At 62.5% G+C, this 20,117-nt stretch carries 21 protein-coding genes; 18 read left to right on the forward strand and 3 right to left on the reverse strand.

The window, feature by feature from the left end; genetic code table 11:
* The first annotated feature begins 203 nt into the window (after window positions 1–203).
* The gene (locus tag ACW4E8_RS16265; RefSeq protein ID WP_456805444.1) at window positions 204–566 is read left to right on the forward strand and encodes a hypothetical protein; all 363 of its coding nucleotides are present in this window, start codon (window positions 204–206) and stop codon (window positions 564–566) included.
* Between the two features lie 163 nt (window positions 567–729).
* The gene (locus ACW4E8_RS16270) at window positions 730–1,749 is read left to right on the forward strand and encodes a hypothetical protein (RefSeq protein WP_456805445.1); all 1,020 of its coding nucleotides are present in this window, start codon (window positions 730–732) and stop codon (window positions 1,747–1,749) included.
* A gap of 119 nt (window positions 1,750–1,868) precedes the next feature.
* Here the strand turns inward: ACW4E8_RS16270 and ACW4E8_RS16275 are convergent, their stop codons facing one another.
* Window positions 1,869–2,327, reverse strand: coding sequence for a DUF6884 domain-containing protein (locus ACW4E8_RS16275; protein WP_456805446.1), 459 nt, complete (start codon window positions 2,325–2,327; stop codon window positions 1,869–1,871).
* 330 nt (window positions 2,328–2,657) lie between these two features.
* On the opposite strand from ACW4E8_RS16275, the gene ACW4E8_RS16280 reads away from it, so the two are divergent.
* From ACW4E8_RS16280 to ACW4E8_RS16300, 5 genes are all read left to right on the forward strand, one after another.
* Window positions 2,658–4,685, forward strand: a complete 2,028-nt coding sequence (locus ACW4E8_RS16280) for a UvrD-helicase domain-containing protein (RefSeq protein WP_456805447.1) — start codon at window positions 2,658–2,660, stop codon at window positions 4,683–4,685.
* A gap of 79 nt (window positions 4,686–4,764) precedes the next feature.
* On the forward strand, window positions 4,765–5,751 hold the full coding sequence (locus tag ACW4E8_RS16285; protein ID WP_456805448.1) for a hypothetical protein: 987 nt from the start codon (window positions 4,765–4,767) through the stop codon (window positions 5,749–5,751).
* A gap of 141 nt (window positions 5,752–5,892) precedes the next feature.
* Window positions 5,893–7,599 carry a hypothetical protein gene (locus tag ACW4E8_RS16290; RefSeq protein WP_456805449.1) on the forward strand — a complete coding sequence of 569 codons (1,707 nt, stop codon included), beginning with the start codon at window positions 5,893–5,895 and terminating at the stop codon, window positions 7,597–7,599.
* 11 nt (window positions 7,600–7,610) lie between these two features.
* Entirely contained in the window at window positions 7,611–8,159 is a 549-nt protein-coding gene (locus tag ACW4E8_RS16295; RefSeq protein WP_456805450.1) for a hypothetical protein, read from the forward strand.
* Window positions 8,160–8,176: 17 nt separating this feature from the next.
* Window positions 8,177–8,416, forward strand: coding sequence for a hypothetical protein (locus ACW4E8_RS16300; RefSeq protein ID WP_456805451.1), 240 nt, complete (start codon window positions 8,177–8,179; stop codon window positions 8,414–8,416).
* A gap of 109 nt (window positions 8,417–8,525) precedes the next feature.
* On the opposite strand, the gene ACW4E8_RS16305 is transcribed toward ACW4E8_RS16300, so the two are convergent.
* Entirely contained in the window at window positions 8,526–8,990 is a 465-nt protein-coding gene (locus ACW4E8_RS16305) for a hypothetical protein (RefSeq protein WP_456805452.1), read from the reverse strand.
* A gap of 5 nt (window positions 8,991–8,995) precedes the next feature.
* Entirely contained in the window at window positions 8,996–9,358 is a 363-nt protein-coding gene (locus ACW4E8_RS16310; protein ID WP_456805453.1) for a hypothetical protein, read from the reverse strand.
* Window positions 9,359–9,590: 232 nt separating this feature from the next.
* Between ACW4E8_RS16310 and parM the strand changes: the two genes are divergently transcribed.
* The 11 genes from parM to pilP all read left to right on the forward strand — a co-directional run bounded on the left by parM (window position 9,591) and on the right by pilP (window position 20,108).
* Window positions 9,591–10,667, forward strand: a complete 1,077-nt coding sequence (parM, locus tag ACW4E8_RS16315) for a plasmid segregation protein ParM domain-containing protein (protein ID WP_456805454.1) — start codon at window positions 9,591–9,593, stop codon at window positions 10,665–10,667.
* A gap of 5 nt (window positions 10,668–10,672) precedes the next feature.
* Entirely contained in the window at window positions 10,673–11,158 is a 486-nt protein-coding gene (locus tag ACW4E8_RS16320) for a hypothetical protein (protein ID WP_456805455.1), read from the forward strand.
* Window positions 11,159–11,184: 26 nt separating this feature from the next.
* Window positions 11,185–11,436 (forward strand): hypothetical protein, encoded by a 252-nt coding sequence (locus tag ACW4E8_RS16325; protein ID WP_456805456.1) that lies wholly within the window; start codon window positions 11,185–11,187, stop codon window positions 11,434–11,436.
* Window positions 11,437–11,670: 234 nt separating this feature from the next.
* The gene (locus tag ACW4E8_RS16330) at window positions 11,671–12,261 is read left to right on the forward strand and encodes a DotD/TraH family lipoprotein (RefSeq protein WP_456805457.1); all 591 of its coding nucleotides are present in this window, start codon (window positions 11,671–11,673) and stop codon (window positions 12,259–12,261) included.
* A gap of 100 nt (window positions 12,262–12,361) precedes the next feature.
* Window positions 12,362–13,876 carry a type IV secretory system conjugative DNA transfer family protein gene (locus tag ACW4E8_RS16335; RefSeq protein WP_456805458.1) on the forward strand — a complete coding sequence of 505 codons (1,515 nt, stop codon included), beginning with the start codon at window positions 12,362–12,364 and terminating at the stop codon, window positions 13,874–13,876.
* Complete coding sequence (locus ACW4E8_RS16340) at window positions 13,873–15,078, forward strand: type IV pilus twitching motility protein PilT (RefSeq protein WP_456805459.1); 1,206 nt, start codon at window positions 13,873–13,875, stop codon at window positions 15,076–15,078. The genes ACW4E8_RS16335 and ACW4E8_RS16340 overlap by 4 nt, the downstream gene beginning before the upstream one ends.
* Window positions 15,075–15,368: an IcmT/TraK family protein gene (icmT, locus tag ACW4E8_RS16345; RefSeq protein WP_042875535.1), complete on the forward strand. Its 294-nt coding sequence runs from the start codon at window positions 15,075–15,077 to the stop codon at window positions 15,366–15,368. Before ACW4E8_RS16340 ends, icmT begins: the two co-directional genes overlap by 4 nt.
* A gap of 57 nt (window positions 15,369–15,425) precedes the next feature.
* Window positions 15,426–16,343 carry a TcpQ domain-containing protein gene (locus tag ACW4E8_RS16350; RefSeq protein ID WP_456805460.1) on the forward strand — a complete coding sequence of 306 codons (918 nt, stop codon included), beginning with the start codon at window positions 15,426–15,428 and terminating at the stop codon, window positions 16,341–16,343.
* A gap of 11 nt (window positions 16,344–16,354) precedes the next feature.
* A complete protein-coding gene (gene pilN / locus ACW4E8_RS16355) occupies window positions 16,355–18,082 on the forward strand; it encodes a PilN family type IVB pilus formation outer membrane protein (RefSeq protein WP_456805461.1) in 1,728 nt (575 codons plus the stop codon).
* Window positions 18,083–18,151: 69 nt separating this feature from the next.
* Complete coding sequence (gene pilO2 / locus ACW4E8_RS16360) at window positions 18,152–19,504, forward strand: type 4b pilus protein PilO2 (protein WP_456805462.1); 1,353 nt, start codon at window positions 18,152–18,154, stop codon at window positions 19,502–19,504.
* Window positions 19,491–20,108, forward strand: coding sequence for a type IV pilus biogenesis protein PilP (gene pilP, locus ACW4E8_RS16365; protein WP_456805463.1), 618 nt, complete (start codon window positions 19,491–19,493; stop codon window positions 20,106–20,108). The genes pilO2 and pilP overlap by 14 nt, the downstream gene beginning before the upstream one ends.
* The last annotated feature ends 9 nt before the right edge of the window (window positions 20,109–20,117 follow it).

Here is a 20,117-nt window from a genome sequence, read left to right on the forward strand (position 1 = left end):
GGAGGGCGATTGTCGCCGCTGATCGGCGACACCGGCGCGTCGGTGTGGCTTCGCTCCCCACGAAAGGAGGGGGTCTAAGGTAATCGCAATCATCAATTTCCCCCATTCATAGCCGATAAGACGAGGTTGGGCCCAGCACTGCCGCCTTCGGGGAAGGGCACGACGGGCGTTCTTTGTCAGTAAGCTTATTAGGAGCTAAATAGATGCAGTTGATCAAATCCGTAAGGATTCTCCTCGGACTCGTCGCGCTGTCGACGACATCGGCCACTTTCGCACAGGTTCCGACCAACCTTCGCCAGGCTATTACCTTGGAACAGTACCGGTTGATGCCGCAGGTTCAGCGCGAAGTATACGTTGCCGGAGTACTGGACGCGGATCGCGTTTTCTACGAACAGACGAAGCCAATGTTCGCGGCCTGTCTGAATGGCGTAACGATCCCTCAGGTTACCGCGGTAGTCGATGCAAGCACGAAGGACGTATCACCTGCCAAGAGCAACGCAATGCCAGTGCTGGTGCATAACTCGCTGATTCTGGCCTGCGACCGCGCAGGGTTCAAGTTGCAATGAGTCGGGCGACTGCCGAATGCTTGTCGATAACCTTCCTTCCGATCGACCGCGCGATCGCTTACACGCGCGTCCCACTGGCTTCTCCCGGTTGGCGTGGGGTTCTTTCATCACGGGGTATTTGTGTCTGTTTCTCGTGCTACTTGAGGAGCGGCCGCGAACTGTTATGAAGTCTGCCGCTGCAATGCGGGCGCGAGATGTCGTCACGGACTTGTTTGGCAGTCGTGACGCGTTTGCAAATCTCGAGCATGCTTTGTTCGGGCTGTTTTGTGCCCTTACTGGCTTTCTCTTCGTGCAGCTCGTGCTGTATGCGGTGACCCCGTTGCAGCCGAATCCTCGGGCAGCCGAAAGGCGAAAGTGGGCCCGCGGCGTGGTCATGGCGATGACCAGGAAAGCGCCTCGGTTCGCGCAGGCGCTGTCTCGCGGGGTCGTTCAGGCGGTACAGTGGGTGGTTAGCGACGGATACCGGCTGCGCGTAATTTGCCTTGCCGGCATTGCCCTGATCTCGGGATGGTTTTCTATAGATTGGCGGTACAGTCATCTCGATTTCTTTGTCGCTGTGGCTTGGTTGGGGTTCGTTGCGTGGCTCCTTTGGGATCACCAGCGTGCCGTACAGCTAGCCAAGGAGCGACCGCTGCGTGTCATTCTGTTGGTGGCTGCCCTCATTTGGGTCCACTGGGAGGTTGTCTGGAAAGTTGAGCAGCTAATCACGGGACGGAATTCGCTTGATCACGCACTTCGACACCTTGCATTCAGTGGTGGTACCGGGCTGGTAGCCGGCTTGCTTCTATCGCGTTTGTTCTACTGGAAGCCTGGGAGAACCGCGGCTTTGTGTAGTGTTGGCGCGGGATTTGCGTTTGCACTGACTGTCGCTGTTTTTGGCTCGCCAACTCGAGCACCGGCTTTCGGTACAAAGGGGTTTGCTATCTCCGGTGCTGCGGACCTTCGGCCGATCGGGGTCGCCATGGAAGCAGGCCGTGTCCGCCTTCTCTACCGCCAGGGAGTAGATGTCGAGCCATACATCCTTGCTGACGATGGCCATATGAGCCGTGTGGACTTCGCCACAAAGGAGCACTATGGGGTTTCGGAGATGGCGTTGCAAGTTGGATGCGGCACAGTGATGCTAAAGAAGGATGATCGTCAGGCTATCGTCCAGCCTGTCGAGCGGTGCAGGAACTCGGGCTAAGTCCTGAGAGCGCTACCGGCTCCAGGCTGGTAACGGCCTGGAGGTGATGAAGTGCTGATCGGCAAACCCATCGACCTTGAGATTTGACCGGTGCGAATGAGGCTCTGGGTGGCCTCATACTAGACGGACGTCAGCCGCTTCATCCGGCCCAGTTGCTGGCCAATCCCGAGGCCGGCGAGCGGGGCGTGGCACTCTACGCCGGCGGCGGCCAGCCGCTTGGTGAGTTCAGCCCGATAATCGGTGCCGGCCAGGTAAACTGCCTGCCTTGGCAGCCTGTTGCGTTGCAGGCTCATGAACACCTGGTTCGCCCAGAGCGCTTGTTCGGTGCGGCTGCTGGACAGCCGCGACTCATATGGCTCCACTACGTCGTCAGGGGCGACCAGGCCAAGCTTCGAACTCAGGATCGCCCAGTCGAGCTGGTGGCGCAAGCAGTAGGCCATCGAGAACCTGAAGAGGGCGCCCTGATAGAGCTCGCGCGCGGGCGCCGCGCGGTCCAGCTTCCTGCGACAACAGGCCACGAGGACCAGGGTGTCGGCAGATGCTTCCGCGCGGGGCGGGCTGTCGAGAGAGAAGGACATGTCAGAGATTGCCGTTATAGGAACGACCAGGATGGCAAGTCGGCTTACACCCACGCAAACTGAGCCACGACACTCCGCCGTCAAATTATTTGAGCCTCTCTTCTGGCCGGGATAATGTGGAGTGGTACGCAATTCCGGACTAAGTGGAACGCCTGACAGGTAGCCCGCGCGAAGCGAACGTCCTTCAAAACCATTGAACCCAAGCTCACTTCAGCTGGCTTGAGTCACTATCATATTTGCGAGTACCATGCCAAAACGAAAGAAAAATGGCGCCGATTTGCGGCGCTTCCTCGAGGTCTGCTGAGACCCGATCCAGCCGGAGTCTATTCCATGCCGTTCGTTCTCCCCGCCGTCAAATCGCCATCGACCAATGAAGGGGAGCAGCGGCGTTCGACGCCGGCAGCAAGTCCGCGATCGTTCAGTTTTTTCGCTCGTCCGCCGGCCGCCGCACCGGCCAATGTGGCGCCGAGCAATGCCGCGCCGACAGCACCGAGCGGGGAACAGCCGCGTGAGAGCACGGCTGCGCCGGCGCGGCAGCCGGCACCAAAGCCCGCTGTTGTCTCCGGCCCGCCCCGGTTCAGCTTTGGAGCTGCCCGCACAGCGGCGACATCGGTTCAGTCGGCGCAGCAAACCCCGCAAGCCGCGTCCTTCGGCACTGCAGCCACGCCGCGCGCCGCCGCACCGGCTGGAGCAGCGGCACCGGCCAAAGGCTTCAGCTTTGGGTCGACCTCGCTGCGCCCTGCTGCCCAGGCAGCGCGAACCTACACCGATCAGCAGCGCGCGATCATCGAGGCGCAAGCTGACATCGTAGTGGCGGAGGCAAAATCCGGCACCGGCAAGACGACCACTGCCGTCGGCTTTACCGAGGCACGCCCCGACCTGCGGACCTTGTACCTGGCATTCAATCGCGCCAACGCCAAGGCCGCGCAAGGCAGGTTTCCCCGCCACGTTACCTCAATGACTACGCATGCCCTTGCGTACTCCGTGCTCACGCAGGACCAGCGCTCGCGTGTGGAAAACATCTGGAAGCCGGCGACCATGCGCAAAGACATGGCCGTCATCGGTCTCGATGTCCGGTACCGCGAGGCGGCTATCACCCAGCGCATCCTGGCCAGCTTCTTCGCCAGCAGGGATGCTGAGCCCACTGCATCACACGCGGATGAAGCCCGTAAGGTCCTGAACGCACAGGACTTCACGGTCGAGCAATGCGTGCGATACGCGAACCGCGTGTGGGGTGCCATGAAGGACAAGAGTAGCCGGATCACGATTCCGCATGACGCCTACCTGAAGATGTTCGTGCAAAGCAAACCCAATCTGGGCTATCAGCTGCTCGTCTTCGACGAGGCACAGGACGCAAACCCCATCACCGCTCAGCTGGTCGAGTTGCAGCGGGAGTTCGGTACGAAACTGCTGTACCTGGGAGACCGCCACCAGTCGATCTACGCGTTCCGCGGCGCGACCAATGCCATGGAGGGTTTGCCTGCCAACGCCACAGTGCTGCCGCTTACTCAGTCCTGGCGCTTCGGGCCGAAGACTGCGGGGATTGCGAACCTGATTCTTTCTGAGCTGAAGGGCGAGACCAATCAGATCGAGGGCCTAGGCAGCGACGCACCCTGGCGCGAGGGCGCGCCGTATGCGTTGCTTTCTCGCACGAATGCGGAGCTGATCAAGCAAGCAGTTGCGCGTCGCGGACGCGGGGTGCACTGGGTTGGCGGGATCGAGGGTTACAAAGTGCACATTCTCGAGGACGCCTGGCGCCTGCGCTCAAACCAGCGCACCGATATCAGGGAGCCGTTCATTCGGGACAACTTCACGTCCTGGCAGGAATTCGAGGATTACGGCGGGGAGACGAAGGATCCTGAGGTGAAGATCCTGGTTGAACTGGTCGACCAGTACCGTCATGAGATTCCACAGCTCGTGGCGGAGCTGCGCGCCAACGAAGAGAAGAGCGACAAGTTCGCCGACTTGGTTGTCGCAACGGGACACAAGGCAAAGGGCCTCGAGTGGGACCAGGTGAAGCTCGCGGACGACTTCACGGTGCTCGAGAAGGCGGAGCAGTACATGGTGGACTTCGGTCGGATCGGCGCGCAGGAGGCAATGCGTGAAGATGGCACTGACCAAGAGCTCAACCTGCTCTATGTCGCGGTCACGCGCGCGATGAAGTCTTGCCAGCTCAACACGGAGACCCTGGCGTGGATCGCCGATCTTCCCGCGCATCGACAGCGGCGAGATGAAGCGGACATGCGGGTGGCAGCAGCTGCCCGGCAGCGTCTCGGCGCGGAGGCCGTGAGAGTGCGCAGGGAGATCCTGGAGGTGACGGACAACGCCTTCATCCACCTGACGCCGCCCCGATTCTAATTTCTCTGGGGCGCCTGCCAGCCAGTCACCCCGTTTTTAACCCAGCACCACCCATCCACACCTGTTCGAGGGAGATCAGATGACCACGCTCACCATTCTGCAGAACGCTGGCGGCATGCATGCCCACGCCAACCAGATCCTGACCGGCACGTTCGGCGCGATCGACACCACCGGGAAGTTCCACATTGACCCCGCGCTGGTGCCCGCCTCCTATTTCTTCTCTCTGATGCGCAATGGTGTTGCGGTGCAGCCCGGCGACGTGACCACCATCGAGGCCGGCGACGCCGTCGTCAACGCAGTAAAAGCCATGCTGACGCATAGCCTGGGCGAGCGCTGGCAGGAGGCATACGCGCGCGCCGGCCAAGTCGCCGCCCGCCGACCGATTCCGGGCAACGAAGTAGCGCAACTCACCGACGGCGTGACGCCTGCTGTGGCGGGCCAGATCCAGGCAATCACGAGCTCCCCGACGGTGATGGCGCAGGCGCTGGCCAGCGAGGGCGAGATTGCGGGGGAGGGCGTGCGCCAGGCTCTGGAGGGGTTTGGCTGCCAGCCGTTCGAAGTCGGTGTCGCGCTGAAGAACATTCGCGTGGACATCTGGCGGGAGGACGAACACCCGGATAGCGAAGACCGGCTGGATGCGGACGATGAGACGATCTACCGATTCCTGGAGCAGCCCACCGATGAGCACTTTGCTGTATCGACCGCGGCCGATGCCGTTACGGCTGGCTGGTCGGACGAGCGATTCTCCCCGTTTGTTGCCCTGGCAAACCCCGCCCCTGCGATCAACGCCGGCGGTGCGAGCGAGGCCTATGGTGATGTCGGAGCGACCATGCGGGTCATGGCACGTAGCGCCGAAGAGGCCGCAGAGATCGCGGCGGCCGTATTCAGCAATCCGCAGCTGCGTCACATGTTCGTCAACAACATCAACTTTGCCGCAGACCAGATCTACCGAGTCGACCAGGCGCCGAATGATGGCGAGTGGGCCGGGCAGACCGCAACGGAAGCCGCTGACGACGTGATCAATCGCGCACGGGAGCGATCGCGCGAAGGCGGGTGGGGAATCTAAGCAGGAAAAAAAGAAGGCGCCCGGATGAGCGCCTAAGCAGAAAGCCCGGGGTCAGTCGGGCTCGGAAGTGGATTGCAGTATAGCACTATATAATTCGGCGCAGCATATCAACACGAAGTTAAAAGATACCTTTTTGAACCAATGAGCGCGCAAGCCAAAGAACGATTGATGAAGATTCGGAAGGATCTGCGGTCGATGCCGGCCGACCTGCCGTCGGCGTTGATTGGCGATGGCGGGCACGCAGAAATTGGTACGCATGACAACGGGCCGCGGTACACAGATCCTGCTGTGCTCGCATCCAGAGGTGCGACAGCCTCAGTGGGTGCCGCGGCCGGCGGTAAGGTGGAGGGCGCAGCGCGAGCGTCATTCCGTTTTGGCCAGACGGCCAAAGCTACCGAGCCGGCGCAGGAGCCGCCTGTGAGCGCTGATGCGACGACCACCGCGGAGATCCCAGGTAGCGGAGCAGATCGGCTGCCTGGCGCGCGGCCCAGCTTCAGCTTTGCTGCACGTCCGCCGGTCGCACATAGCGCCGCGAGGGACGCCCGGCCGACCGAGCACTCGTGCGACAGCGGTTCCGCCGAGGGGCAGCCGCCGCGAGCCGGGGCCTACCTGGAAGCCAGCGAAGAAGTCACAGAGGTTGGCAACTTTGAGGCGCCGCCGGCGATGGAGGGGGAAGATCTCGATGCACCATTTGAGCAGGTCGAGTCGACGGGGACGTTCTGTCGCGCGCGGTTCGACGCGCGTGTGGCTGCCCGCAATGAGACCTCGCCGCCGGCGTACTTTGGCTACCAGGACCGCGGCGAAGAGGGTGGGAACCAGCCCTGCGGCATACCTGGTAGTGCGTTTATCGGATATCCCTCCGACCTTCCGATCGGGACGGCCTTCTCGCGGGCCGTTTGGGCACGCGCAACACGTCAGGCGGGGCCGGAGCACGCAGTTGTTGAGATTCGCACGGCCCACGGCGGCGCGGCGATGGTCGTGGTGCCCTGGAGCCAGGCAGGCTCTACCCACGGAAGCAACTTCAGCCCGTGGCCCGAGATCGACCGCGCACTGCTCGTTGAGGTCCAGCATCGAAGCTACGCGGAGCAAGGCTATCGGAGCGTCCGGGTCGGCACCGCTGGATTCCACAAAGAAATGGGGACTGTGGAGATCGCGCGGCCCGATCTCGCCGCGCTCAAGCGTGAGCTGGGCGGGGCAACCGACCGCGTCTTCTATGCGACGGTGCAGATTGCGGCCGATCCGCGTTCACCGCACTCCCCCGGTCAGACCGAACGGGAGTTCTGGGTAGTGCTCCCGGAGGATACGGTCCGTCGCCTGGCAGCAAGGGGGTGTCGCCAACAGATCGAGCCGAGGCAACGCACCCTTGGCATCTGGCATAACGGAATACTTGCTGCCGGCGGCCGTCCGGAGCTGCGGCTCGCCGACGAGAATGCTGGTCTGCAGGCATTGCCACCTGTGGCCCCACCGAACCCGGCGCCGGGTTCATCGCTCGATGCCAAGTGGTCGGAGGCGGAAGGCGACTTCGTGCTGGACACCGTCGAGCGCCTGCTGGCCGGCGGGACACCGACTGTCCAGGCGGAGGAGGCCGGGATCTGGGCATTGTATGAGCACCGCAGAGTGAAGCTGGGCCTGCCGGAGTCGGCCCGGCCGGCGTTCCTGCAGGAGCCGTTCAATGCCGGCGCGCAGTGCTCTGATGCACCGTCACCTGGTGGATCCAGTGGGGCTCCCGGTGAGATCCGCCGGGTCGAGGCCACCGGCGAGCTGCCGGCCAATTCAGAGGGCGCCGATGCCGTTGCCGAGCCGCCCCGGAGTCCTCGCTTTGCGTTTGGCGGGCGACCGCGTAGTTGAGGAGAGAGTAGATGCCAATCGATTTCCGAGCGCTTCTTGATCCCGCGAGGATCCGCGAAGCCGAAACCATACGTGCGGAGCAGGAACGGGTGCAAGCTGCCCGTGACGCCAGGATACGAGCCGCCCTCGCTGCGCTTGGGCACGCGGAGGCGGCGAGCCGCCTGAACGAAACCGAATCCAGGTTCGTGCGGCAGGCAACTGCGAGGTGGTACAGCTCCGGATACCTGACCGAAGCGCAGACAAACTGGGCAATGGATCTGGCTGGCCGCAACAGCCTGATCTTGCTGGATCCCGCCGGCACATACGTCCTGCCTAATGTGAATGGATATACCGTGCGATCGGAGCGTCGATCCGGCGGCTCGATGGTGGTGGTACCCGACGTCGACAAACTCGTCGAGCACGCCAAGGACGCGAGCTGGTCTGATCGAGACATCGGCGCCATTCAGCAGCGGTGGGGCGGGCAAAACCAGGCTACGCACGTTGGGAGATTCAGGTTCGGCCCATCCGTGCAGGCTTCGACTGAGGACTCTCTTTGCCGCCAAGAGCGCCAACGAGCTTGAGCATAGGAAGCCAGACGATGAAACAGGCTTTGACCGTCAACATGCATGCCGCCGACATGAAGCGTGCTCGCTCCGCTGCGGACCGGCTCGGAATGGGGTTTGAGGAATACGTCCTGCTGTGCGCGCACCTGATAGGTTCCGCAGTACTCGAGGGGCGGAAGACCATTGAGGTACCAGCTGGGTCTGCAGATACCAAGAACTGGAACGAATTGGGGTTGAAATGGGTGCGAAGAACCTACGAGCAGGTGGCGGCCTGATGGCCGCATTAATCATGGGAACCGCCCTGCTCAGCGCTTGGGGATTGGGGCCCTTGAGCCAGACAGAAGGGCTCCAAGCGGGCTTGTTCTGCGCCGGCTTGGTGCTGCGTTACCTAAGCAGCCAAAGGTGACCGGCTGCAAGCCTGCTGGCGTCGGAGTCGTGTGAGCAATGCTCTGCCAGCGCCGCGTCCGGATTGACCTCGCCGCCAAGCGTGACAATGCCAGCTCGAAGGTGAAGGACCATATCATGGGGCAGGGTGACGAGGCGACGGACAAGGGGTTGTCTCTTTAGGCCGTCGCACAGCAATACTGTCAGGCGAGGGTCCGCGGCGCGCTCCCATGCGTCCATCGCCTCACGCGGGCAAACGATCGGCCCGGCCGCCACCAACCAGATGTCGTCCCCATCTTCCCCGAATAGCACTGTCACGGATCCTATGGGATTACCGTCGGCCTGATGCAGGCCGACCGCAGCGATGCGCGTCTCGGCAAGCGCCGTGGGGCGCGGGATCGCTTCGGTCGGCTCAACGACCAGCGTCAGCCCCGTAAGCGGGGAGAAGTAGGCGAACTGCGGCATACCGGTCACTCAGACATCGGACCGCGCCACGCGACCCATGCCGCGCAACCGGTGATGGCTACAGCATCGAGCGTGGCCGCACCCGGAGTCGGCATTGCCATAGCCGTCGCCGTAGCAACTGCTCCGGCCAGAATAAGGGAGATACCCATAATGGTCAGGTAGCCAAGGTCAACCCGACGTGGGACTTGAGGATGGTCGATCTCGTCGGGCACCTCTGGCGCAGGAGCAACCGGTGCAGGCAGAGCGACATGGTGCGCTGGCCCCTTCGTGGCGGCGATCTCGAACATGGTGTCAGCCTCGGCCTGGGCAAGAGCCTCGATGCGGTCGAAATAGGCGTAAGCGGTCCGGCTTGCAGAGTGGAGTTCCATAGAGATGTCTTATCGACACGACGAGTTCCGACTAAAGCCAACCAATTATATTTCGGTGCAAGTTGACACAACGAAATAAAAAGCGGCAGAATCGCACCCGTAATTCGGAGCGCGCTTGAACGCGCGTAGACGCGCTAGAAGGCGCTAGGACGCGCTTGACTGGCACGGTTCGGCGGTCACTGGCGGGCGGGTGCCCGCCAGCGCTGCCATCAAATCAGATCTCGAGGAAATCATGGCGAGCAACCAATTCAATGACGTAGCCGGCGGCGTGCATCCGGTCGGTGTGGACGACGGTCACTTTGGTATCAAGGTTGTCGCTGGGCCTGGCCGCTCTTTCGTCATGCCGGCCCGCGCCTGGGCAGGGAAGCTGTTGACGGCGCAGTTCCATGACAGTCAGGCCCCCGACAATGTCTACGAAACGGCGGACGGCGAGTTTGTGACCATCACAGCGAGCGACGTGGCGGCACCCGCAGTTGATACCCGATCGGCGGATTACCCGACCTCGAGCGTGAACCGCGCCCTGGTGGCGCATGCACTGATCGAAGCCGGCGTGGCCGGCCACCAGGTGTCTATCGTCACCGGCCTGCCGGTCGACCGGTTCTACCTGCGAGGAAGCAAGAACATTGAGCTGATTGAGGCGAAGAAGAGCAGTCTGCTGCGCCCCCTCGCTCGTCCGGCGGGAGCCGAAGGTCTGGCGCCCCTTGCTACGGTGGTGGACCACGCAGTGATCTCCGAAGCGGTGGCTGCGTTCCTGGACGCTCAGCTCGATTTCGATGGCAACGAGGATCCGGAGTTCAGCGAGATCTCAGAGGTCATGCCGGTGGCGGTTGTGGACGTCGGGGGCAAGACTACGGACATCGCTGTCGTCCGGGAGGGCGGGGCTGGGCTCTATTCGGAGAAGTCCGGCACAGCAGAGGTTGGCGCGCTCTACCTCTATGACCAACTCGACCGCCGCCTTCGCGAGGCCTTCCAGCTGAAGGAAGAGGTTCCCTTCGCCTATCGCAAGCGTGCAATTGAGACCGGCACCTACATGCTGTACGGGAAGAAGCACGACGTCAGCGAAATGGTGAGCGACGCACTGGATGACTTCGCGGTGCAGGTTGGCCACGAGGTTTCGAAGCGCCTGAAAGATGCCAGCATCTTCGGTCGCACCCTCTTCGTCGGAGGTGGGGCACGACTGCTTGCCAGCCGTCGCGCCCAGGTCTTCCCGGGCGTTCCGGCCGAGGGCATCTGGATCCCCGACGAGCCCGAATTCGCCAACGCGCGCGGCATGTACAAGGCCGCCTACGCAAGCCTCTTCCAACGGTGAGCGCCGTGCCGGACATTCGCCTCAACTTCACGATCAGCCTCGAAGAGCATCCCGAACTGGCATACCTCGAGGCCGGCGCCGGCCGCCGCGGTGGCCGTAGTACCGAGGTGATTCGGCTTCTGAAGCTCGGCGCGAAAGCGGATATGGCGCTGCGAGCGATTGAGGGGGACCGCTTGATCCAAGTGGCCAAGGACGGCTTGCTTGCAGAGGGCTCACCCCTAAGGCATCGCAATGACGGGTCGGTGCTGGGTCGACAGACTGCGGCGCCTGCCGCGTCAGCTCCGCCAGCGCAGGCTGCGGCGAGCCGACATGCGCCGGCGGGCGCCGCGTATCCAGTGGAGGAGCAACGGCAATTGCCGACTGCGGCTGCGCTGCCGACCCCAGTAGATCCGCCCGTTTCGCGGGGCGGGTTTGCTGCGAACGCCGAATTGACCCAACCCGGGCCGCCACGGCGTAGCGGGAAATCCAAGGCGTCAGCCTTCATGGGCTGACGAACTAGAACTTCGGAGAGCAATAAATGAAGACCCTCATGGAGATTGCGCAGGCGGATCGGTACGACCTAGGTCCCGACGACCTGGTCATTCGAAATGCGATGGCCGACCTGGCGGTATGGTTTCGCCAGAAGCTTGGTTGCCTGACGGCCGCGGCGCCCGGTAGCCGGATTGTGGCGGTGTCGCCGGAACTGAAGGCCGCACTGCTTGCACTTGAGCACGGCGGTGAAGAAGGGCAGGCTGCCATGGCAGCCGTTCCTACGATGAACGAAGAATAAGGGTCTAGACCAAGTCCCTCCCCATCCCCTGATTATGGCGTTTTCTACCCCTGGCCCCTTCCGGGTCGACGAGTCCGAGTGGAAGGCGGCTGTTGAAGCTGCTCGCGCCGCTTGGCTGGCCAAGTGGCCAAATCATTGTCGGAGTTGCCGCGGTGACCCTGGGATTTACAACCCTGCGGCTGACAGGCTGGAAGGGGTGTGCCCGGTGTGCACGCCCACCGGAGCGTGCCCGCGTTGTGGATCGAAGATGGCGCCACCGTGCGACGTCTGCGCGGACTGCCAATGGAAGCGCGACGGCGACCGGAACTGGGACGAGAACAACAACCACTGCCCATAGTGAAATTCTCAACTGAAGTGGAAAAAGTGATGATTCGAGCGAACGCTGCGCACGTACGCAGCCTGATCCTCGTCGGTGCAATCGGCGTAGTAGCCGCCCTCGCAGGCTGCGCTGCAGCCCCCGGCAGCTCTGGCGCCACCGAAGCAGAAAAGGCGATCAGCGCGCAGATTGATAGTGCAATTTCTCAAGTCAAGGACCTGCCCGGCTGGAGTGTGGCAGCTGACGCCGCGCCGCAGCCGGCCGCGTTGGGTGGCAAGTACCTCTCCGGCTCGTTTCAGGGCGACGCGGCGCAGCTGCTGAGTGTTTTGGCGCGATCGAGGGGCATGAGGTTCCAGGTAACCGGCCCAAACCCCCGGCTTCCGCTGTTTGTCTTTGTTGACTCCCAGGGAATGACGTTCGAGGACCTGTTGCGTGATGTCGACAAGCAGTTTGGTCAGCGCGCTAACGTGGTCTTGGGCAACGATCTGATCGAGATCCGGTACCGGTAAGCCCTTTCATCCGCTGCTTTAAAATTCGTCGCAGCATTACAATACGAAAAATGATTGGCGGATGGCCGCCTTTCTCTCTGCTACGCAAGGAAGGGTATATATGAAACTCAAGCTGATGGCGGTGGTCGTCGGCCTGGCCTGGGAAGTCGCGGCCAGTACGGCTGCGCACGCCCAGCCTGGCTCGGAGAACTTGCAGAGACTGCTGAACCCGACAAAGGGCGACCAGCTTGTCTTGCTGTCACCGGTGCGTACTGCGGCGCTTCGGGCGACGGCGCAGGCCATAGGCACGCAGACCGGAATGATCGAGCGTGCACGGGAAATCGGACGGGTGATTGAGCGGCGCCAAGCGGATCTGGATCGCAGCTTCCGCTTTGGTGACCTGGTGATGGGACAGGGCGTTCTACCCCCGGTGATCATCAAGACCGAGAACGCCCGGACGGTCTCAAAGAGCGCGATGCGCGTTGCCGGAGCGGTCTACAAAATTTCCGAGCCGGCCCGCTTTCAGAGCGGCTCTCCGAGCTGGCGCGACTGGTTGCTGATGGGTTTGCCGACTGCCGACGAAATGCCAGCGCTTCCGACGAACGAGCAGCTGCTGCCGCGGGACGCTGAGGAGCGCAGGTACTGGGACCAGCAGGTCAAGGCGGCCTTCGAGGACGGCCGGCGCCAGGCGCAAGAGATCTTTGATAACAACCTGGCGAATCTGAAGCAGGTCTACCTCGGCATGCGCACGTTCTACGATCTGTATCAACGTGGAATGGTGAGCCTGCCCGAAATTGCCCGCACACAGGACATCGTCAACAAGGACGATCCGAACACCATTGTCGTAGGCGACACCTTGTTCCGAATCACGGTCAATAGCGACTTCGTGACGAAGCCAGACCGCTGGGTGCCCCTCATGGCCACGCCCGCTGCTGAGACTCGTGCGGCCACCGAGCGAACTGAGCGGATGATGCGTCGCCCACCGGAGCCGGCCGCACCGCCGAGTCAAAAACCTCTCCGGGCAGAAGACGACCTGACGCGGTTCATTCAGCAACTGCCCGCTGCGCAGTCCCCCATGAGCCCCCAGCCGGCGCCCGTACCGCCTCGTATGCCGGCGCCCCAGCCACAGCCAACCGGCCAAAGTCCGATCCAGGTGATGACGCCGGCCATGCCGAACCCCGCCTCGGTGGCTCAGATCGAAAGCCTTCCGCGCACGCACCAGTACGCTCCGTCCGTGGACGAAATGCGGGCGCTGGCAGAGCAGGCGGCGCAGCTCGCACAGCGTGCGGAAGAGGCGCGACTCGCCTCAATGAAGGCTCTCCAGGCGCTACAGGTAGCCCAGTCGGCAGGGGCGGCGATGTATGGCAGCCAGCCCAGCGCGGTCGCCAGTCAGCAAGTCTATGTGGCAATGGCCGCTCCGGTGCCGCCGGCAGCGAACCATGGGGCCTGGAACAGCAGCCCAAGCTATCCTCAGTTGGCTCAGCAGCAGGCCGCCCCACCGCCCACCTATCAGCGGGTGGTGTACCTCCCTTCGGCGCCCGCGCGCGCCGATCCTGCGCCAATGCCGGTCCCCGTACGCAGTGGATACCACGCGCCGCTGTGGCAAGACTCGCCCCGGGCAGGGAGCGGATCATGAGCGGATCTAGCTTGCCATTTCCCCTCAGTGTCAACTTCACGCGGGACGAGTTCTACGAGTTCCTGCGGGCTGCCACATCTGTTGCTTCAGATATCCTGATCCAGTCCGGGGACTACGGCTGGGTCGAGGTCTATGGTAAGCAGGTGAAGGCGACTACCCGAATGCTTGAGGGTACCGAGATCGAGCGCGCGCTAAGCTTCCTGTATGACGGCTCTGGCGTGTCGCAACTAGCCGACGGCAAGCCAATCGACGCCGAAGTCGAGATCCAGGCGGTGCCCGGGGACTTTGATCGCGTGCTCCGGTACCGGATGAACGCGACCGGGTCGCGGGTGGGCCGCATCGCGCGCGGGATCTCTATCACGATGCGGGTGGTGCCCGAGGCGCCGCCGCCCTATGACGAACTCAACCTGCCACAGGACATTACGGACAACCTGTTTCCGCGCTATGGCCTGGTTCTGGTTGTCGGTACCACCGGCTCCGGGAAGTCGACGCTACTGGCATCCGCCAACCGACGCAGGCTTGAGACGCCCGGTGCGCCAGTCAAAATCATCACCTTCGAGGACCCGATCGAGTTCACCTATGGCTATGGCTACGGCCAAACCCCGCAACCATCACAGGTCCAGATTGGCAGCAATCTGAAATCTTTCGCGGAAGCCGGCCGAAATGCCATGCGCCGCAAAGCGGACGTCATCGTCATGGGCGAGTCGCGTGACCGCGAGTCGATTAACGCCTGCTTCGAGATGGCTCTGACTGGTCACGCGGTCTACTCCACCCTGCACGTGGACACCCCGGCAGAGGTCTTCGCGCGCATGGTGAGCTTCTTCCCTGAGGAGGCCCAGCCGGCAGCCGCAAACAAGCTGCTCGACACCCTGAAGCTGGCCATCGCGCAAAAGCTTCCTCGCACGACCGATGGCAAGCGTGTTGCCGTGCGCTCCTGGCTGACGATTGACCGCGAAGTCAAACGCGCTCTGGAGCAGCAGCCGTTTGAGCGGTGGGGATCGATCACCCGTGAGCTCCTCGAGCAGCGGAAAGCCTCCTTTGACCACCAGGCGCTTCCGCTTGTCGCTGAAGGGGTTCTGGACTTTCAGGCATTCCGCGATGTGACCAATATGACGATCCGCGAGGCAGCTGCCTTCCTGGAGGAACACGGGCAAACTCACCGGATCCCATCGAGCCGAGAGCTACTTCTGGAGGCGGCATGAAGATCGCGGATTGGGTGAGATCTGCCGAGAGTATGGGGCTACCATTCACCAACATCCCGGCGTATTGCAGCTTCCCGATGCTGGTATGTCTGTTCTACGCGCGACTGTGGACGATGGGCTTCGCCATCATCATGACCGCCGTCGTCTGGTGGTTGCAGCGAAAGGGATACACGCTCAGCTGGATGATACGCCGGGCCCGGTCAAAGCTGCGAGGAGAGCGGGTTTCAGCGCGACCTATCTGGCACGTGCGCCGATTCTCCCGCCTGCAGGACCCCGGCGAGGAGTACTGAGCAGATCCGATCAAAACGGTTGGCCCCATTGATGATAATTCGGCGTTACCTGTTAAAATGAAATATGACGACTGCCGCAAGCGCGGCCGTGGAGGAATCGAATTGAAAAATGGCATGCAGCGTCGCAGCACCCTTCGTATGGGGGCAATGATCGCGACGGCGGTCGCGGCAAGCTCCGCGTTTGGCTTTATTGATGAGCGGCAGGCTGTACCGCAGTCACCGGCTGCACCTTCGGGTGCTGTAGCCGCGACCTCCATCGCGATGGTGGTACCTGGCGCAGCCCGTCGTGGTCCGGATGCCTTGCAGGGCGACTTCTCCGGGGCCGAGTGGTATGCCCCGTACCCAGGACCATATGGCCCAATGCCCCTGGCGGACTCTCTGATCGCGCAGCTGGTGCCAATCCTCGGTCCGATCAGGCTCGAGGGAGAGTCGGGTTTGCTGCAGACGCCGGTGGTGATCCCCCAAGGTGTCGCGCGTAGCGCAGCGTTGCGCACGGTCGCCGAGCGCGCAGGGGTGGTGGTGCGCGTAAAGGGAAGCGTCGTGAGCATCGAACCGATGCGCGTGAGCCCGATGGCACTGGCCGAACAGTTGGGGCCTGCGCGGCAGCTCTCGTCCAGCCCGCTGGCGCCGCCCGTCTATCAGGATCCTGCAGCGTTGCTACCAGTGGCCAGGCCGGCGGGCTCACCAGCCCCTCAGCCGTCGTTCAATCCTGCTCCGATCGAACGCTGGGTCTCCCAATCTGACAAGGGGATGACGCTCAAACAGGTGCTCAAGGAATGGGTCGACCGTACTGGCCAATGGAAGCTGCGCTGGAATGCATCGACCGACTATCCGGCACCCGATATGGAGTGGAGTGGGGATTTCCTTGAGGCGGTTGACCGCACCATGACGCCGTACATGCGAGTGAAGCGCCCGATCGAGGTGGTGCTCCATAAGGAGCAGGGGATTCTCGAAGTCGTGGACAAGCGCAACTGAGGCCAGACAATATGAAGCACGACACGATTGGCCAGCGAGCTGGCAACGCCCGAGTCGCCCGCGTTGGGGCGACCGCGCTGGCAGCCGTGCTGCTGGCCAACGGTTGCGCGCTACAGCGCGTGAGCGAAGGGATGGACAAGGGCAAGGAGGTCGCCGACCAGGCTTCGGCGTTGGTCAACGGCATGCGCACTCAGAAGCCGGCTTCGTCGCCGTACTCGGCTATTCGCGAGGGGGCCGGGCTATACGTCGATGACTCACCGATTCCGCTTGGTGGCAATGCGGGCAAGGGCGAGAAGAGCCCTCTGGACTGCATGGTGACCTTCAGCCCCTATGCGCCCACATCGATCAGCGAGTTTGCTGACGACGTAGCGAAGCGGTGCCGCGTGGCGGTCAACGTTACCCAGGAGGCGTTGCAGCAGCTTAGTGGCATTGGCTCGCCCGGGGCGCCGGCGACAGCGTCCAACCGGACACCCGCGGGCGGGTTGCCGTCGCCGAACCTCAATGGTGGCGGAAACACGATAAGCCTGGCCAACAGTTCGATGTCGGCGCCGCGCGGGGTTAGTCAGGGCGGTGTCATCACCGGAATTCAGTGGCGTAACCGGCCGCTTCGAGGGCTTCTCGACCTTGTTACCGCTCGCCTCGGCCTCGGCTACAAGGTCGACGATAGCGGCATCACGATCTACTACGTAGACACCCGGGTATTCAACCTGGACATCATCCCGGGAAAGATTGACGTCAATACGACCGTCCAGTCAGGCAAGACGAGCGGGAGTTCGGCCACCGGCAGCGGCACGCAGGCATCGAATCAGTTTGACTCTGCAGGCAGCCGCCAGTCCACCAAACTCGAACTCCAGACTGACATGATCGAGGGGATGCAGAATACTCTGAATGCCCTTGTTACAGCGAACATCGGTAAGGCGCATCTCAATCCGGCGACGATGGCCGTCACGGTTACTGACCGTGCGGACGGTATTGCTCGCGTAGAGTCCTACGTGAAGGCGGAGAACAAGCGCCTTACCCGTCAGGTGACGCTTAGCGTTCAGGCCTTCACCGTCACGCTGAAGGACGAAGACAGCGTTGGGCTCAACTGGGACGCCGTGTACTCGTCGCTCAATAAATACGGCATCAACTTCAAGTCGGCGTTCTCCGTGCCGACGGGCGGTGGATCGGCGTCGTTTGGCGTCGTCAGCCCCACGAGCCCGTGGGCAGGCACCAAAGCGATGGTTGATGCATTGTCGACGCAAGGTCGAGTGTCGACCGTGACAACTGCGTCCGTGACAACGCTGAACCTTCAGGTTGCGCCACTACAGGTTGGCCGCAGCCAGACCTACATTGCGAGCTCCTCCAGTACGGCCGTCTCGAACGTGGGTAACCAGATCTCTCTCGTGCCTGGCAACTTCACGACCGGCTATAACATGTCCCTGTTGCCACTGTTGCTCGATGGTCAGGAGCTGCTACTTCGATACGACGTCAACCTGAGTTCGCTACTTGATCTGCGTCGCATCGAAGCCGGTACTTCCAAGATGGAAGCTCCAGATTTGGATAACCGGATCCTCAGCCAGAAGGTGAAGCTGAAAGCCGGCCAAACCTGGGTGCTCTCGGGCTTTGAGCAGATGGGGGATGACACCACCCGCAGCGGCACGGGCGACGCGCGTTTTTGGCTCCTGGGCGGAAATCAGAGCCGCAAAACCTCGAAGGATGTCATGGTGTTCTTGGTGACACCCGTGGTCGTCGAGTAAAGGGCGGACATGGCGAGAGCTAAGAGAGGTGGCCGCACGGCCAGTCTGGCGCCGACCACGGACGTTATTGTGATTGCGGGCACGGCTTATGCTGTCGGTTTGCTCTGGCAGTCGGCGTCCAAGCCAAAGGGCTTCATGCGAGAGGTTAAGGGATTCACCAAGCAATATGGCCTCCGACAGTTCGTCGTGCGAGAAGGCTCGATGACGCAGATAGGCTACGTTGTGACCGCGCCGGGTACGCGGCCGTTTCGGAAAGCACTGGCGCTGGTGCCGACGCTTGCGGATCAGCTTGGCACGTCCTGGCTCGGCGTATTCGAGGTCACTGAGCGCATGTTCGTGATGGCCGGCGTGCACAATGGGGCGATCATTCCTGAGGCTGACATGGCCGGAAGCGAGGCGAGCGTCCGGGCGCGGTTCGACGAGATCGTGGGGCTGCCTTGGGCCAAGATCTATGCGCCTCGGAGTTTCTTCGCCTCAGCTGAGAGCCTCAGCCTGGACGCGGTGTTGAGCCATGACGCCTTGAAGCGGGCCCGCTCGGGCCGTGCGCGCGTATATCCGATTCGATCGACCGGCCCGGATTTTGGACGGCGCGAGGTCATCCTGTACGGCGGCGTCGCGGCGGTTGCCCTCGCTGGCACACTCATTCAGCATTATCTTAACGTTGCCCGCGAGAAGGAAGAGGCGACGCAGGCGGCAATCACCGCTGCGCGCGACGCTGAGAACCTCGAGAGGGAACGAAAGGCGGCCATCGAGCAGGTCAAACGCAAGGCCCCGATCCCGCAGTGGCCACATGAACCGGCCGCCACGACGGTGCTCAGCCGGTGTATGGATGCGACTGTAGATGACGACCGAATTCCCGCCGTCATTGAAGGTTGGCGCTTCAATAGCGTGACATGCGATGGCACGCGCATGACCGTCAGCTACGACCGCACCCCTGGTGCCAGCGAGGACAGCTTCCTGGCAGCTGCCCGGGCGCACTTCCCGTCCGTGAGCGTCACACCGGAGGTCGGAACGGCGATCGGACCAGTTGGTGCCGAAGCTCCCATGTTGCCGCGAGGGGAAGTACACCTCACAACGTCAGAGCAGGCTGAACTGGAATGGAACTCCCGCTTCCAGCGCCTGAATGTGATGAAGGTACCCGAGCTCACCAAGAAGCAGCCGCCGCCAAAAGAGCCACCCCCGCCAAGCCTGGTGAAGCTAATTGGCGAAGCTCAGGCGCAGGTGCCGGATCTTTGGTGGAACGAGTACACGTTCTCGGTTTCCAGTCCGTTTCCGATTGACCAGGTCATGGGACCGCTCCTCGGTCCCGGTTTGGTGATCTCGGAAGTCAAACTCTCGGCCGGCGCTGGTGATGCGCTTGGGGCCGGAAAGCAAGTTGGCCTGCAATGGACGATCAATGGAGTGGTATATGCAAAAAAGTAGTCTTCGGTCTGCAATTGCCCTAGTAGTCGGTGCAGTCCTTGCTCTGCCAGCGGCCGCGGCGCAAGACGATCCCGCGGACGTTGTCGCGCAGAAGCGATCGCTTGCCGTCTGGTCTAGCCTTCACCAGCAGGCGATGGTGGTGGAGGCGCAGCTAACGCTGGCAAAGAAGCAGCAGGAGCTCGAGGCGCTTCAAGGCTCTTCGGCCCGCGCTAAGGCAGCGGCGGCAGCCGCCGAGGCCACGCGGAAGGACACTGGGATGCCAGTCGTAGCCCGCATCAGTGGCGAATCGGGCAAGTTGTTCGCAGTGGTAACGTACCCCGACGGACAAGAAGCGGAGCTTGGCGCCGGCGAGCGGCTGCGTGGAAGCGGTTGCCGGGTAGAGTCCGTATCCGACTCGGCAGAGCGGGGCGTTCCGGTTCGATGCGGGAAGAAGACTGTTCGACTGAAGTATGCCTCTGAGCGCAGCGCCAGCCAGGCCGGAGCGGCGGCGCCGCAAACCCAGGCAGTGACCCAACCGGGCTTCCAGAACGCGCAGCTGTCGCCGCCGGCGATGATTCCGGTCACGGTAGGCCAGCCACCCATCTCGCAAATCAAAGCGCAATAGAGGCGCACG

The organism is Cupriavidus sp. CP313 (assembly GCF_054072015.1).

Coding starts and splice junctions, on each gene's coding strand:
- ACW4E8_RS16265 (WP_456805444.1), top strand. CDS start 204: ATGCAGTTGATCAAATCCGTAAGGATTCTCCTCGGACTCGTCGCGCTG.
- ACW4E8_RS16270 (WP_456805445.1), top strand. CDS start 730: ATGAAGTCTGCCGCTGCAATGCGGGCGCGAGATGTCGTCACGGACTTG.
- ACW4E8_RS16275 (WP_456805446.1), bottom strand. CDS start 2,327: ATGTCCTTCTCTCTCGACAGCCCGCCCCGCGCGGAAGCATCTGCCGAC.
- ACW4E8_RS16280 (WP_456805447.1), top strand. CDS start 2,658: ATGCCGTTCGTTCTCCCCGCCGTCAAATCGCCATCGACCAATGAAGGG.
- ACW4E8_RS16285 (WP_456805448.1), top strand. CDS start 4,765: ATGACCACGCTCACCATTCTGCAGAACGCTGGCGGCATGCATGCCCAC.
- ACW4E8_RS16290 (WP_456805449.1), top strand. CDS start 5,893: ATGAGCGCGCAAGCCAAAGAACGATTGATGAAGATTCGGAAGGATCTG.
- ACW4E8_RS16295 (WP_456805450.1), top strand. CDS start 7,611: ATGCCAATCGATTTCCGAGCGCTTCTTGATCCCGCGAGGATCCGCGAA.
- ACW4E8_RS16300 (WP_456805451.1), top strand. CDS start 8,177: ATGAAACAGGCTTTGACCGTCAACATGCATGCCGCCGACATGAAGCGT.
- ACW4E8_RS16305 (WP_456805452.1), bottom strand. CDS start 8,990: ATGCCGCAGTTCGCCTACTTCTCCCCGCTTACGGGGCTGACGCTGGTC.
- ACW4E8_RS16310 (WP_456805453.1), bottom strand. CDS start 9,358: ATGGAACTCCACTCTGCAAGCCGGACCGCTTACGCCTATTTCGACCGC.
- parM (WP_456805454.1), top strand. CDS start 9,591: ATGGCGAGCAACCAATTCAATGACGTAGCCGGCGGCGTGCATCCGGTC.
- ACW4E8_RS16325 (WP_456805456.1), top strand. CDS start 11,185: ATGAAGACCCTCATGGAGATTGCGCAGGCGGATCGGTACGACCTAGGT.
- ACW4E8_RS16335 (WP_456805458.1), top strand. CDS start 12,362: ATGAAACTCAAGCTGATGGCGGTGGTCGTCGGCCTGGCCTGGGAAGTC.
- ACW4E8_RS16340 (WP_456805459.1), top strand. CDS start 13,873: ATGAGCGGATCTAGCTTGCCATTTCCCCTCAGTGTCAACTTCACGCGG.
- icmT (WP_042875535.1), top strand. CDS start 15,075: ATGAAGATCGCGGATTGGGTGAGATCTGCCGAGAGTATGGGGCTACCA.
- ACW4E8_RS16350 (WP_456805460.1), top strand. CDS start 15,426: ATGAAATATGACGACTGCCGCAAGCGCGGCCGTGGAGGAATCGAATTG.
- pilN (WP_456805461.1), top strand. CDS start 16,355: ATGAAGCACGACACGATTGGCCAGCGAGCTGGCAACGCCCGAGTCGCC.
- pilP (WP_456805463.1), top strand. CDS start 19,491: ATGCAAAAAAGTAGTCTTCGGTCTGCAATTGCCCTAGTAGTCGGTGCA.